Raw genomic sequence first — 14,364 nt, forward strand, 5'->3', positions numbered from 1 at the left:
TCAGAACAGGAAGTAGCGCTGGGCCATGGGCAGCTCGGCGACCGGCTCGGGGTCCCAGACCTCCCCGTCGACGGACACGGTGAAGGTGTCCGGGTCGACGCGGATGTCGGGGAGGGCGGTGTTCTCCGGCATGTCCGCCTTGCCCAGCCGGCTGGTGTCGGAGACAGCGACCAGTCGCCGGTCCACCGCCAACCGGTCGGCCAGACCGTCGTCGAGGGCGGCCTGGGCGACGAAGTGCATCGACGTCATCGCCGGCACCTTGCCGTAGGCGCCGAACATCGGGCGCGGGTAGACCGGCTGCGGCGTGGGGATCGAGGCGTTCGCGTCCCCCATCTGGCCCCAGGCGATCATGCCGCCCTTGAGCACCACGTGCGGCCGGACGCCGAAGGTCTTCGGGTCCCACAGCACCAGGTCGGCCAGCTTGCCCGGCTCCACCGAGCCGACCTCGCCGTCGATGCCGTGCGCCACGGCGGGGCAGATCGTGTACTTGGCGACGTACCGGCGGGCGCGGGCGTTGTCGGCGGCACCGTCCCCGGCCAGCGAGCCGCGGCGGCGCTTCATCACGTGCGCGGTCTGCCAGGTGCGCATGACGACCTCACCGACCCGACCCATGGCCTGGGCGTCCGAGCCGATCATCGAGATGGCCCCCAGGTCGTGCAGCAGGTCCTCGGCGGCGATGGTGGTGGGTCGGATCCGACTCTCGGCGAAGGCGAGGTCCTCGGGCACGGAGCTGTCCAGGTGGTGGCAGACCATGAGCATGTCGAGGTGCTCGTCGAGGGTGTTGACGGTGTGCGGCCGGGTCGGGTTCGTGCTGCTGGGCAGCACGTTCGGGTGCCCGGCGACGGTGATGATGTCCGGCGCGTGACCTCCTCCGGCCCCCTCGGTGTGGTACGCGTGGATGCTCCGGCCACCGATGGCCGCCAGGGTGTCCTCCACGAAACCGGCTTCGTTCAGGGTGTCCGAGTGCAGGGCGACCGGGACCCCGTGCCGTCCCGCGACGGTGAGGGCGGCGTCGATGGCTGCGGGCGTGGACCCCCAGTCCTCGTGCAGCTTGAAGCCGCTCGCCCCGGCCCGGAGCTGCTCCTCCAGCGAGGCGTGCGAGACGGTGTTGCCCTTGCCCAGCAGGGCCACGTTGACCGGCCAGACGTCCATCGACTCGAGCATCCGGGCCAGGTACCAGTCGCCGGGTGTGATCGTGGTGGCCTTGGAGCCCTCCGCCGGTCCGGTACCGCCACCGATGAGCGTGGTGACCCCGGAACCCAGCGCGGTCGGCACGATCTGCGGGCAGATGAAGTGCACGTGGCAGTCGATGCCGCCGGCGGTGAGGATCTTCCCGTTCCCGGACAACACCTCGGTCGCCGGTCCGATCACCAGGTCCGGGTGGACCCCGTCCATGGTGTCGGGGTTGCCGGCCTTGCCCAACGCCACGATGCGCCCGTCCCGGATGCCGACGTCGGCCTTGACCACGCCCCAGTGGTCCAGCACGACCGCCCCGGTGATCACCAGGTCGGGGGCACCCTCGGCGCGGGTGGCGCGGCCCTGCCCCATGGACTCCCGGATCACCTTGCCGCCGCCGAACACGGCCTCCTCGCCGGCCAGCCCGGGCCCGCCCGACCGGTCCTCGGTCACCTCGATGAGGAGGTCGGTGTCGGCCAGCCGGATGCGGTCACCCGTGGTGGGGCCGTACAGCTGGGCGTAACGCTCACGGGACAGCCGGACCATCAGCCCAGACCCCCTTCTGCGGTGAGCCCCGGCACGACGCGAGCGCCGGCCAGGGGGACGAGGACGACGGTCTTCTCGATGCCCGGCTCGAAGCGGACGGCGGTACCCGCGGCGATGTCGAGCCGGTGCCCGCGCGCAGCACCCCGGTCGAAGACCAGCGCGGCATTGGCCTGGGCGAAGTGGAAGTGCGATCCCACCTGGACGGGTCGATCGCCGCTGTTGTGCACCTCGAGCTCCACCCGCGGCACCCCCGGGAGCGTCTCGATGGACCCCTCTGCCGGGATGACCTCGCCCGGGATCACGGGATGGGGTGGTGGACGGTCACCAGCTTCGTCCCGTCCGGGAAGGTCGCCTCCACCTGCACCTCCTCCAGCATCTCGGGCACGCCGTCCATGACGTCGTCCCGGGTGAGGACGGTGCGGCCGGTCTGCATCAACTCCGTGACCAGGACGCCGTCGCGGGCTCCCTCGAGGACGTGGTCGCTGACCAGGGCCGTGGCCTCGGGGAGGTTCAGCTTCAGCCCGCGGGCCTGCCGGCGGCGGGCCAGCTCGGCGGCGTAGCTGAGCAGCAGCCGTTCCTGCTCGTGCGGGGACAGGTGCACCGGTCGACCTCCTCGTCGGGTTCGGTGGACGCTAACCCGGGGGTGTGACAGTCCTGTTGCGCAGACCCCAGGACCAGCCACCATAACCGTCACACCACAAGCCCCCAGACGACGAGAAGCGCCTTTCTCGCCAGGAGTCCTGACGAGAAAGGCGCTTCTTGCACTACAGGGGGTGTCACCAGAACGCCGAAACGGGGCCACAGCCGTAGCTGTGACCCCGTTTCGGGAATGATGGTACCATCGGCGCTGAGAGGCTTAGCTTCCGGGTTCGGAATGAGACCGGGCGTTTCCCTCTCGCCATGACCGCCGTAACGCTGTGAAAGTCTCCACCCACACCCATCCGGTCAAGACAGGGGGGTRGTGGAACGATGGGTTCCGCACTTTCAGAACCGCACAGTGGACGCGAGACAGYAGATCAATCAATGCAAGGTGTGTTGGTCAAGCCCTCGGCCTATTAGTACCGGTCAGCTCCACACATTGCTGTGCTTCCACTTCCGGCCTATCAACCCGCTGGTCTGNTCAATGCAAGGTGTGTTGGTCAAGCCCTCGGCCTATTAGTACCGGTCAGCTCCACACATTGCTGTGCTTCCACTTCCGGCCTATCAACCCGCTGGTCTGGGCGGGGGCCTTACCCGGTTGACCCGGTGAGAGACCTCATCTCGAAGCGAGCTTCCCGCTTAGATGCTTTCAGCGGTTATCCCTGCCGAACGTAGCCAACCAGCAGTGCTCCTGGCGGAACAACTGGCACACCAGAGGTTCGTCCGTCCCGGTCCTCTCGTACTAGGGACAGCTCTTCTCAAGTCTCTTACGCGCACGGCGGATAGGGACCGAACTGTCTCACGACGTTCTAAACCCAGCTCGCGTGCCGCTTTAATGGGCGAACAGCCCAACCCTTGGGACCTACTCCAGCCCCAGGATGCGACGAGCCGACATCGAGGTGCCAAACCATCCCGTCGATATGGACTCTTGGGGAAGATCAGCCTGTTATCCCCGGGGTACCTTTTATCCGTTGAGCGACACCGCTTCCACATGCCGGTGCCGGGTCACTAGTCCCAGCTTTCGCTCCTGCTCGACCCGTCGGTCTCACAGTCAAGCTCCCTTGTGCACTTGCACTCAACACCTGATTGCCAACCAGGCTGAGGGAACCTTTGGGCGCCTCCGTTACATTTTGGGAGGCAACCGCCCCAGTTAAACTACCCACCTGACACTGTCCCTGATCCGGATCACGGACCGAGGTTAGACATCCAATTCGACCAGAGTGGTATTTCAACGACGACTCCACGAACACTGGCGTGCCCGCTTCACAGTCTCCCACCTATCCTACACAAACCGAACCGAACACCAATATCAAGCTGTAGTGAAGGTCCCGGGGTCTTTCCGTCCTGCCGCGCGTAACGAGCATCTTTACTCGTAGTGCAATTTCGCCGAGCCTGTGGTTGAGACAGCTGAGAAGTCGTTACGCCATTCGTGCAGGTCGGAACTTACCCGACAAGGAATTTCGCTACCTTAGGATGGTTATAGTTACCACCGCCGTTTACTGGCGCTTGAGTTCTGAGCTTCGCCGTAAAGCTAACCCGTCCCCTTAACGTTCCAGCACCGGGCAGGCGTCAGTCCGTATACATCGTCTTTCGACTTCGCACGGACCTGTGTTTTTAGTAAACAGTCGCTTCTCACTGGTCTCTGCGGCCACCATCTGCTGCCCCGAGCTAGTCGGTTCACAGACAATGGCCCCCCTTCTCCCGAAGTTACGGGGGCATTTTGCCGAGTTCCTTAACCACAGTTCGCTCGATCGCCTTGGTATTCTCTACCTGACCACCTGAGTTGGTTTGGGGTACGGGCCGCTCAGAGCTCGCTAGAGGCTTTTCTCGGCAGCATAGGATCATCCAATTCGCCTCATTCGGCTATGCGTCAGGTCTCACCCTGTGTGTTCGACGGATTTGCCTATCGAACGGGCCACACCCTTGCACCGGTACTACCACTCACCGGTAGGACTACCTTCCTGCGTCACCCCATCGCTTGCCTACTACCAGTCCGGGTCCCACGTTCCACCCACACGCGACTCCCCCGAAGGGAAGCCATCACGGGGCTTCAGGTGGTTAGCATCGCTGAGCTCAGCATGGACGCTCTTTCGCGGGTACGGGAATATCAACCCGTTGTCCATCGACTACGCCTGTCGGCCTCGCCTTAGGTCCCGACTCACCCTGGGCGGATTAGCCTGGCCCAGGAACCCTTGGTCATCCGGCGGGGGAGTTTCTCACTCCCCTTTCGCTACTCATGCCTGCATTCTCACTCGTGTGGCGTCCACGGCTGGATCACTCCGCCGCTTCCACCGCCACACGACGCTCCCCTACCCATCCACACACCTGGCCCAACGACCTTGATCGAAAGGCAGGCTATTGCATGAATGCCAAAGCTTCGGCGGTGTGCTTGAGCCCCGCTACATTGTCGGCGCGGAATCACTTGACCAGTGAGCTATTACGCACTCTTTCAAGGGTGGCTGCTTCTAAGCCAACCTCCTGGTTGTCTCTGCGACTCCACATCCTTTTCCACTTAGCACACGCTTAGGGGCCTTAGCTGTTGATCTGGGCTGTTTCCCTCTCGACTACGAACCTTATCGCCCGCAGTCTCACTGCCACGCTCTCACTTACCGGCATTCGGAGTTTGGTTGATTTCAGTAACCTTGTGGGGCCCCTAGACCATCCAGTGCTCTACCTCCGGCAAGAAACACGTGACGCTGCACCTAAATGCATTTCGGGGAGAACCAGCTATCACCGAGTTTGATTGGCCTTTCACCCCTACCCACAGCTCATCCCCTCCATTTTCAACTGAAGTGGGTTCGGTCCTCCACGCGGTCTTACCCGCGCTTCAACCTGGCCATGGGTAGATCACTCGGCTTCGGGTCTAGAGCACGCGACTCAMACGCCCTGTTCGGACTCGCTTTCGCTACGGCTACCCCACACGGGTTAACCTCGCCACGTACCGCTAACTCGCAGGCTCATTCTTCAAAAGGCACGCAGTCACCCCCACGTCCGAAAACGCATAAGGCTCCCACGGCTTGTAGGCACACGGTTTCAGGTACTATTTCACTCCCCTCCCGGGGTACTTTTCACCTTTCCCTCACGGTACTTGTCCGCTATCGGTCACCAGGGAGTATTTAGGCTTAGCGGGTGGTCCCGCCAGATTCACACCGGATTTCACGGGCCCGGTGCTACTTGGGATGAGCTCAAGAGAGAGTGCGCGTTTTCGTGTACGGGGCTCTCACCCTCTATGGCGACCCCTTCCAGAGGCCTTCCACTAACAACACACTTTTCTGACTCTCCAGACCTTCGGCAGAAGATCTAAGAACGTCCCACGACCCCAACCACACAACGCCTGCCGGCTGTCACATGTGACTGGTTTAGCCTCATCCGCTTTCGCTCGCCACTACTCACGGAATCACGGTTGTTTTCTCTTCCTGTGGGTACTGAGATGTTTCACTTCCCCACGTTCCCTCCACTCGCCCTATGTGTTCAGGCGAGGGTCACACCACATGACTGGTGCGGGGTTCCCCCATTCGGAAATCCTCGGATCAACGCTCGGTTGACAGCTCCCCGAGGCTTATCGCAGCCTCCTACGTCCTTCATCGGCTCCTGGTGCCAAGGCATCCACCGTGTGCCCTTACTAACTTGAACACACACAAACCCACACCCCRGCCATCCACACSAACCCACCCCTAGAGGCGAACGAGTGCTTCACGGTCACGGTGCAGGAGTCATTRTTTCCTACAAGATGCTCGCGTCCACTGTGCAGTTCTCAAAGTACGGAGAGTCGACCAACCCCATGCCGCCACCAGACCCGCATTAMTGCGGCGGTGTGACGGACGGYTGGTCCCCCACGAGATCGCCTCCCCCGCGCCTACCGGCGCAGGGTCCGCTCCCTCAGGACCCAACAGCGTGCCTACGGCCTCCGACCGCCACCATCCCCGTTCCCACCACCCGAAGGCAGCTGTACTAGGGGCCGATGACCATCATCAACCGAACTGGTCAGTGTTCCACCCTTGAGCTCCGTCACGAACACCAGGACCCCCACAGRATGYGGRGACCTCACGGCCCGTGCACGGCTCTGGACCACCACAACGAGTGTGGCGGCCAGTGCTCCTTAGAAAGGAGGTGATCCAGCCGCACCTTCCGGTACGGCTACCTTGTTACGACTTCGTCCCAATCGCCGATCCCGCCTTCGACGGCTCCCTCCCACAAGGGGTTGGGCCACCGGCTTCGGGCGTTACCGACTTTCGTGACGTGACGGGCGGTGTGTACAAGGCCCGGGAACGTATTCACCGCAGCGTTGCTGATCTGCGATTACTAGCGACTCCAACTTCATGGGGTCGAGTTGCAGACCCCAATCCGAACTGAGACCGGCTTTTTGGGATTCGCTCCACCTCGCGGTATCGCAGCCCTTTGTACCGGCCATTGTAGCATGTTTGCAGCCCTAGACATAAGGGGCATGATGATTTGACGTCATCCCCACCTTCCTCCGAGTTGACCCCGGCAGTCTCCCATGAGTCCCCGGCATTATCCGCTGGCAACATGGAACGAGGGTTGCGCTCGTTGCGGGACTTAACCCAACATCTCACGACACGAGCTGACGACAACCATGCACCACCTGTGTGCGACCCTTACGGACCCACCATCTCTGGAGRATTTCCGCACATGTCAAGCCTAGGTAAGGTTCTTCGCGTTGCATCGAATTAAGCAACATGCTCCGCCGCTTGTGCGGGCCCCCGTCAATTCCTTTGAGTTTTAGCCTTGCGGCCGTACTCCCCAGGCGGGGCGCTTAATGCGTTAGCTGCGGCACGGAGACCGTGGAATGGCCCCCACACCTAGCGCCCAACGTTTACGGCGTGGACTACCAGGGTATCTAATCCTGTTCGCTCCCCACGCTTTCGCTCCTCAGCGTCAGTTGTTGCCCAGAGACCCGCCTTCGCCACCGGTGTTCCTCCTGATATCTGCGCATTTCACCGCTACACCAGGAATTCCAGTCTCCCCTGCAACACTCAAGTCTGCCCGTATCGACTGCAGACCCGGAGTTGAGCTCCGGGCTTTCACAGCCGACGCGACAAACCGCCTACGAGCTCTTTACGCCCAATAATTCCGGACAACGCTTGCACCCTACGTATTACCGCGGCTGCTGGCACGTAGTTGGCCGGTGCTTCTTCTGCAGGTACCGTCACTTTCGCTTCGTCCCTGCTGAAAGAGGTTTACAACCCGAAGGCCGTCATCCCTCACGCGGCGTCGCTGCGTCAGGCTTCCGCCCATTGCGCAATATTCCCCACTGCTGCCTCCCGTAGGAGTCTGGGCCGTGTCTCAGTCCCAGTGTGGCCGGTCACCCTCTCAGGCCGGCTACCCGTCGTCGCCTTGGTGGGCCATCACCCCACCAACAAGCTGATAGGCCGCGGGCCCATCCTCAGCCGATAAATCTTTCCACCACCAGACCATGCGGCCAGTAGTCATATCCGGTATTAGCACCAATTTCTTGGAGTTATCCCAGAGCTGAGGGCAGGTTGCCCACGTGTTACTCACCCGTTCGCCGCTAGGGCACCACCCCGAAAGATGGGCCTCGCTCGACTTGCATGTGTTAAGCACGCCGCCAGGTTCGTCCTGAGCCAGGATCAAACTCTCCGTAGATGATTTGATCACGGCTGAGAACCAAGAGTTGGCACTCTCGATGTCAATCAACCAAAGGAACCCACCCCGACAAACCCAAAGGCCTCGAGGCTGGGGTAAAACATATGGCACTGACTTTCAGCACGCTGTTGAGTTCTCAAGGAGCGGACACTCAGGAACGCCAGCCCTTGCGGGCTTCGTCTTCCTGGTGGCTGCTACACGCTACTCCACGCTCCGAGCTCGTCAACCCCGGGGGGCTGGCTCGGGGGCTGGACTCTCGTCCCGCCCCGGTGTTTCGCGGTGCATGGAGAACCATACACGCCTTCTGAGGGCCCTCGCAGGGGGGTCCCCAGAGGGGGGTCCAGGGCCCTCCGACACCACCCCTCACATCGGCCCTGAGCAGGCAGGACGGCCCGTGTCAGGCGACGCCGCGGGGGCGGAACTGGACGCTGACCCGCGGTCCGACGGGTGCCGCGGTCTTGGGGACCGCGTGCTCCCAGGTGCGTTGGCAGGAACCACCCATCACCACCAGGTCCCCGTGGCCGAGGGGGAACCGCAGCGACTCCCCGCCGCCGACGGGGCGCAGCGCCAGGACGCGAGGCGACCCGAAGGACACGATCGCGACCATCGTGTCGGTCGAGCGACCCCGGCCGATCGTGTCGCCGTGCCAGGCGACGGAGTCCCGACCGTCCCGGTACAGACACAGGCCGGCGGAGACGAAGGGCTCGCCGAGTTCGGCCGCGTAGTGCTGGTCGAGTGCGCCGCGGGCAGCGTCGAGCAGCGGGTGGGGCAGCTCCTCGCCGCCGGCGTACCAGCGGAGGAGCCGGGGCACAGCCACCTCGCGGTCGTACATCTGCCGCCGGTCGGAACGCCAGCCGATGTCCCCGAGCAGGACCTCGAGCACCTCGTCGGAACCGAGCACCCAACCGGGCAGGTGGTCGAGCCACGCCCCACGACTCAGGTGGTGCCGGGTGACCCGGTCCCCGAGCGGGCCCAGCGAGGCGGACTCGGCGACGTCCCACATGGACAGCTGGTGAGCCACAGGCATGTCCACAGGCTAACGGAGTTTCGAACAGGTGTGCGAAACCCTGTGGACGGAGGGGTCAGGCGGAGAGGGCGAGCACGAACGGGAGCACCCCACTGGCCCCGGCCCGGCGCAGCTCGCGGCCGGCGACGGTCGTCGTCCAGCGCGAGTCGGCGAGGTCGTCGACCAGCAGCACGGGTCCGGACAGCTCGGCCAGGCGGCCGCGGAGCTCGTCACCGACCACGATCCGCTGCCACACCCCGGCCAGCCGGAAGGCGGAGTTGCCCCCGGGTCCGCCGGTCGGCCCGCCGTGGGCGAGCTCGAGCTCCCCCAGGTAGGGGAGCCGACCCAGCCGGGACAGCCCCAGGGCCACCCCGGACACCAGAGCCGGGCGCCGCCGGGACGGGATCGAGACGACCGCGACCGGACGGTCGGCCCAGTCCCAGGCGCCGAGGACCCGGGCGCAGGCGCTCATCAGCTGGTCGGTGGGCGGCGCGTCGGAGGCGACCCCGGGTCGGATCACCCGGTGCGCGACGTCGAGGGCGGCATCCGGGTCCTCCTCCAGGGGAGGCGCCTCGAGGTCCTCGGCCAGGGTGGCGACCCCGCCCACGCCGTCGTCCCCCAAGAGGGTGCGCAGCCGCTGACCCCAGCCCAGGTCGGTGAGCCGGGCGACGGCGCGGCCGGGCAGCACCTGGTCGCCGGGCGCGATCTTGCCCTTGACCTCGACGCCGAGTCGGTCGGCACCGGTCGGCCACTGGGCCCGTGGCGGCAGCTCGACACCGGGCCGGTCGAGCCGCGCGGTGGCCGCCTCGGACGCCCCGGCCGGGATGTCGGTGGCGTACCAGGGGCCGGCGCAGACGTCGCACCGTCCACAGGGGGCGGCCGTCGGGTCGTCCAGGGCGGTCTGCAGGAACGCCATCCGGCACTCCGCCTCCCCGACCGGTCGGGCGTAGGCGATCATCGACCGCTGCTCGGCCTCCCGGGTGCGGGTGACCCGGGCGTACCGGTCGGCGTCGTAGACCCACGGGACCCCGGTCGAGCGCCAGCCGCCCTGGACCCGCTCCACGGCCCCGTCGACGGAGAGCACCTTCAGGAGCAGTTCCAGCCGGGACCGGCGGACGTCGGCGACGGTCTCCAGACGGGCCACCGACCAGGCCTTCCCGTCGGCCATGGCCGAGAGCACGGAGGCGGCGTGGTCCTCCCGGGGCATGGAGGACGTGGCGAACCACTGCCAGATCGCGATGTCCTCGGGCCCGGGGAGCAGCAGCACGTCGGCGTGCTCCACGGCACGGCCGGCACGACCGACCTGCTGGTAGTAACTGACCGGGGACGACGGCGCCCCCAGGTGGACCACGAAGCCCAGGTCCGGCTTGTCGAAGCCCATGCCCAGCGCGGAGGTGGCCACCAGCGCCTTCACCCGGTTCTCCCGCAGGGCCTCCTCGGCGTCCTTGCGGTCGGCGTCGTCGAGCCGCCCGGTGTAGGAGCGCACCTCGTGGCCGGCGTCGCGGAGCAGCGCGGCGGTCTCCTCGGCCGCGGCCACGGTGAGGGTGTAGACGATGCCACTGCCCGGGAGGTCCTCCAGGTGGGCGGACAGCCAGGCCAGCCGGGCCCGGTCGGTGTCCAGCCGGAGCACGCCCAGCCGCAGGGAGTCCCGGGCCAGGGGCCCCCGGACGGTGGTCACGTCGACGCCGCCGGAACCCAGCTGCTCGGCGACGTCGGCGACCACGCGCTCGTTGGCCGTCGCCGTCGTGGCCAGCACCGGGGTGCCGGCGGGCAGTCGGCCCAGCAGCTCGCGGATGCGCCGGTAGTCCGGCCGGAAGTCGTGGCCCCAGTCGGACACGCAGTGCGCCTCGTCCACCACCAGCAGGCCGCACCGGTCGACCAGGTCGGGCAGCTGTTCGTCGCGGAACCGCGGGTTGGTCAACCGCTCCGGGGAGACCAGCAGGACGTCGACGTCGTCGGCGGCCAGCCGCGCGGCGACGTCGTCCCACTCGGTGGCGTTGGCGCTGGAGATCTCCACCGCCTTGATCCCGGCCCGCGCGGCGGCGGCCACCTGGTCGCGCATCAGGGCCAGCAGGGGCGACACCAGCAGCGTGGGGCCGGCGCCGCGACGGCGGAGCAGCGCGGTGGACACGAAGTAGACCGCCGACTTGCCCCAGCCCGTGCGCTGCACGACCAGGGCGCGCTGGTGCCGCTCCACCAGGGCGGAGACCGCGGCGTCCTGGCCCTCGCGGAAGACCGCGTCGGCCCGCCCGGTGAGCTCACGGAGGACCGCGAGGGCCTCGTCGGCGATCTCGGTGGGTGCCACGGCGGTGCTCATGGGTCCGACACTAGGCACCCGGTGTGACAGTCCCCGCCCGACGAGGCGGACCTGTGGACGACGGGGGAGGATGCACCTCGATGCTTCCTCCCGACAACCACGTGCACACCGAGTTCTCGTGGGACACCGGGCCCTGGGCCTCGATGGTGGAGACCTGCGAGCAGGCCGTCCGGATCGGACTGCCCGCGGTCGCGTTCACCGAGCACCTGGACTTCACCGTCTGGGCCGCCGAGGACCGGGCCAGCCGGGACGGCCTGGTGGACCGGCACCCGGCCAACCAGCGCCCCATCGACGTCGAGGCCTACGCCGCGTCCATCGCCGAGTGCCGGGACCGGTTCCCCGAGCTGCGGGTGGTCTCCGGGGTCGAGGCAGGCGAGCCGCACCTGTTCGCGGCCAGCGTCGCGAAGCACCTGGCCGCGGCGCCGGTGGACCGGGTCCTGGGCTCCCTGCACTCCCTCACCCAGGGCGAACGGCTGATCGGGGTCAACCGGATGCTCACCCGCTCCGGTGCCGACGCCACGATGCGCCGCTACCTCACCGAGATGGCCGCGATGGTGCGGGCCAGCGACGTGTTCCAGGTGCTCGCCCACGTGGACTACCCGCGCCGCTACTGGCCCGGCGGCCGCGACAGGTACGCCGAGCTCCCCTTCGAGGCCGAGTACCGCGAGGTGTTCCGGGCGCTGGCCGAGACCGGGCGGGCGCTGGAGGTCAACACGACCAGCCCGCTCGCCTCGGTGGAGCTGGTGCGCTGGTTCCGGGACGAGGGCGGCGAGGCAGTCAGCTTCGGCAGCGACGCGCACACCCCCACCGCCGTCGGCCAGCGGTTCGACCTCGCCGTCGACGTGGTCGAGGCGGCCGGGTTCTCCCCCGGCCGCGACCGGTTCGACTTCTGGCGGCGCTGACCCCGCCCGAACCCCCGAGGGTGAACTACTTCACCGCTAAGAGAAATCCCGCTAGGGTCCGTCCATGACCTCACCCCGCACCGTCGTGATCGCCCTGGGCGGCAACGCGATGACCGGGGCGGACGGGTCGGCGACACCCGGCGCCCAGCGAGCGGCCATCGCCGTCGCCTCCGGGCACGTGGCCGACGTCGTCGCCACCGGGGTCCAGGTCGTGCTGACCCACGGCAACGGCCCCCAGGTGGGGAACCTGCTGGTCAAGAACGAACTGGCCGCGCACGAGGTCCCCCCGGTCCCGCTGGACTGGAACGTCGCCCAGACCCAGGCCACGATCGGCTTCACCGTCGTCGACGAGCTGGACGCCGCCCTCGCCGCCCGGGGACTGACCCAGCGCACCGCCGCCCTGGTCACCCGCACGCTCGTGGACGCCGGAGACCCCGGATTCACCGAGCCCACCAAGCCCGTCGGCCGCTTCCTGCCCCGCGACCAGGCGCAGCGGTTCATCGACCTGGGCCAGACCTGGGAGGACCGCGGGGCCAAGGGCTGGCGCCGCGTCGTCGCCTCGCCGGCTCCGCTGTCGGTGCTCGACTCCCCCGCCGTCCGCACCCTGGCCGGTGCCGGGTACGTCGTCGTCTGCGCCGGCGGCGGCGGGATCCCGGTCGTCGACGACGGCCGGGACGGCGCCGCGCTGCGCGGGGTCGAAGCCGTCATCGACAAGGACCTGACCGCGGCGTTGATGGCCGCCGAGCTCGGCGCCGACACCCTGGTCATCGCCACCGACGTCGACAACGTCATGGTCGACTTCGGCACCCCGGACGCCCGGCCGCTGGGTCGGGTCACCGTCGCCGAGCTGCGCGAGCACGCCGCGGCCGGCCAGTTCGCGCGCGGCAGCATGGGCCCGAAGGTCGACGCCGCGCTGCGGTTCGTCGCCGGCGGGACCGGCCGTCGCGCCGTCATCACCTCTCTCGAACACATCGCAGAAGCCGTCGCCGACGACGCCGTCGGCACCGTCATCAACCAGGAGGAGTCCTGATGCCCGCACCGATCGAGGTCCGCAAGGTCCCGCTGCACAACGTGAGTGACGCCTCGGAGCTCGCCAAGCTCATCGACGAGGGCGTCATGGACGCCGACCGCGTCGTCGCCGTCATCGGCAAGACCGAGGGCAACGGCGGGGTCAACGACTACACCCGGATCATCGCCGACCGGGCCTTCCGCGAGGTGCTGATGGCCAAGGGCACCCGCAGCGAGGCCGAGGTCAAGCAGATCCCGATCGTGTGGTCCGGTGGCACCGACGGCGTCATCAGCCCGCACGCCACGATCTTCGCCACGCTGCCCGAGGACTCGGTCGAGAAGACCGACGAGCCCCGGCTGACCGTCGGCTTCGCGATGAGCGAGGTGCTGCTGCCCGAGGACATCGGCCGGATCACCATGGTCGAGAAGGTCGCCGAGGGCGTCCGCCGGGCGATGGCCGAGGCCGGGATCACCGACCCCGCCGACGTGCACTACGTGCAGACCAAGACCCCGCTGCTGACGATCGAGACGATCCGCGAGGCCAAGTCGCGCGGCCAGGAGACCTACTACGACGAGCCGCACGGCTCGATGGACCTCTCCAACGGCACCACGGCGCTGGGCATCGCGCTGGCCCTCGGCGAGATCGAGCTGCCCGAGCAGAAGCAGGTCATGCGGGACTTCTCGCTGTTCTCGTCCGTCGCGTCCTGCTCCTCGGGCGTGGAGCTCGACCAGGCGCAGATCGTCGTCGTCGGCAACGCCCGCGGGCACGGCGGGGCCTACCGCATCGGCCACTCGGTCATGAAGGACGCCCTGGACACCGACGGCATCTGGGACGCCATCCGCGAGGCCGGTCTCGAGCTGCCCGAGCGCCCCCGCACCTCCGACCTGGGCGACGACCTGGTCAACGTCTTCCTCAAGTGCGAGGCCGACCCGACCGGCTACGTCCGTGGCCGTCGCAACGCGATGCTCGACGACTCCGACGTGTTCTGGCACCGCCAGATCAAGGCCACCGTGGGCGGCGTCGCCGCCTCGGTGACCGGCGACCCGGCGGTCTTCGTCTCCGTCGCCGCCGTGCACCAGGGCCCCTCGGGCGGCGGCCCCGTCGCCGCCATCGTCAAGGCCTGACGACGACGCGAGCGGCCCGC

General features: G+C 67.1%; 8 protein-coding genes and 3 rRNA genes. 3 read left to right on the forward strand and 8 right to left on the reverse strand.

Annotation, left to right across the window (positions count from 1 at the left end; translation table 11 throughout):
• From ASG36_RS08455 to ASG36_RS08490, 8 genes are all read right to left on the reverse strand, one after another.
• Window positions 1-1,722 (reverse strand): urease subunit alpha, encoded by a 1,722-nt coding sequence (locus ASG36_RS08455; protein ID WP_055761868.1) that lies wholly within the window; start codon window positions 1,720-1,722, stop codon window positions 1-3.
• Window positions 1,722-2,024 (reverse strand): urease subunit beta, encoded by a 303-nt coding sequence (locus ASG36_RS08460; RefSeq protein ID WP_055761871.1) that lies wholly within the window; start codon window positions 2,022-2,024, stop codon window positions 1,722-1,724. Before ASG36_RS08460 ends, ASG36_RS08455 begins: the two co-directional genes overlap by 1 nt.
• Window positions 2,021-2,323 carry an urease subunit gamma gene (locus ASG36_RS08465; protein WP_055761874.1) on the reverse strand — a complete coding sequence of 101 codons (303 nt, stop codon included), beginning with the start codon at window positions 2,321-2,323 and terminating at the stop codon, window positions 2,021-2,023. The genes ASG36_RS08460 and ASG36_RS08465 overlap by 4 nt, the downstream gene beginning before the upstream one ends.
• Before the next feature lie 197 nt (window positions 2,324-2,520).
• Window positions 2,521-2,634, reverse strand: a 5S ribosomal RNA gene (rrf, locus tag ASG36_RS08470).
• 223 nt (window positions 2,635-2,857) lie between these two features.
• A 23S ribosomal RNA gene (locus tag ASG36_RS08475) occupies window positions 2,858-5,994 on the reverse strand.
• A 470-nt stretch (window positions 5,995-6,464) separates the two neighbouring features.
• Window positions 6,465-7,986, reverse strand: a 16S ribosomal RNA gene (locus tag ASG36_RS08480).
• Together the 16S, 23S and 5S rRNA genes form the textbook arrangement of a ribosomal RNA operon.
• A gap of 397 nt (window positions 7,987-8,383) precedes the next feature.
• Window positions 8,384-9,013 (reverse strand): alpha-ketoglutarate-dependent dioxygenase AlkB, encoded by a 630-nt coding sequence (locus ASG36_RS08485; protein WP_055761877.1) that lies wholly within the window; start codon window positions 9,011-9,013, stop codon window positions 8,384-8,386.
• A gap of 55 nt (window positions 9,014-9,068) precedes the next feature.
• Window positions 9,069-11,309 carry an ATP-dependent DNA helicase RecQ gene (locus ASG36_RS08490; protein ID WP_055761880.1) on the reverse strand — a complete coding sequence of 747 codons (2,241 nt, stop codon included), beginning with the start codon at window positions 11,307-11,309 and terminating at the stop codon, window positions 9,069-9,071.
• A gap of 80 nt (window positions 11,310-11,389) precedes the next feature.
• Between ASG36_RS08490 and ASG36_RS08495 the strand changes: the two genes are divergently transcribed.
• From ASG36_RS08495 to ASG36_RS08505, 3 genes are all read left to right on the forward strand, one after another.
• Window positions 11,390-12,211, forward strand: coding sequence for a PHP domain-containing protein (locus ASG36_RS08495; RefSeq protein ID WP_055761883.1), 822 nt, complete (start codon window positions 11,390-11,392; stop codon window positions 12,209-12,211).
• 64 nt (window positions 12,212-12,275) lie between these two features.
• Window positions 12,276-13,241: a carbamate kinase gene (locus tag ASG36_RS08500; protein WP_055761886.1), complete on the forward strand. Its 966-nt coding sequence runs from the start codon at window positions 12,276-12,278 to the stop codon at window positions 13,239-13,241.
• Complete coding sequence (locus ASG36_RS08505; protein ID WP_055761889.1) at window positions 13,241-14,344, forward strand: ring-opening amidohydrolase; 1,104 nt, start codon at window positions 13,241-13,243, stop codon at window positions 14,342-14,344. Before ASG36_RS08500 ends, ASG36_RS08505 begins: the two co-directional genes overlap by 1 nt.
• Window positions 14,345-14,364 lie beyond the last annotated feature (20 nt).

This window comes from Geodermatophilus sp. Leaf369 (assembly GCF_001424455.1).
In the GTDB taxonomy this organism is placed as follows: Bacteria; Actinomycetota; Actinomycetes; order Mycobacteriales; family Geodermatophilaceae; genus Klenkia.

What these genes read in the sequence shown, in the direction of transcription:
- ASG36_RS08505 (WP_055761889.1), top strand. Translation starts at nt 13,241, where the DNA reads ATGCCCGCACCGATCGAGGTCCGCAAGGTCCCGCTGCACAACGTGAGT.
- ASG36_RS08495 (WP_055761883.1), top strand. Translation starts at nt 11,390, where the DNA reads ATGCTTCCTCCCGACAACCACGTGCACACCGAGTTCTCGTGGGACACC.
- ASG36_RS08455 (WP_055761868.1), bottom strand. Translation starts at nt 1,722, where the DNA reads ATGGTCCGGCTGTCCCGTGAGCGTTACGCCCAGCTGTACGGCCCCACC.
- ASG36_RS08485 (WP_055761877.1), bottom strand. Translation starts at nt 9,013, where the DNA reads ATGCCTGTGGCTCACCAGCTGTCCATGTGGGACGTCGCCGAGTCCGCC.
- ASG36_RS08500 (WP_055761886.1), top strand. Translation starts at nt 12,276, where the DNA reads ATGACCTCACCCCGCACCGTCGTGATCGCCCTGGGCGGCAACGCGATG.
- ASG36_RS08490 (WP_055761880.1), bottom strand. Translation starts at nt 11,309, where the DNA reads ATGAGCACCGCCGTGGCACCCACCGAGATCGCCGACGAGGCCCTCGCG.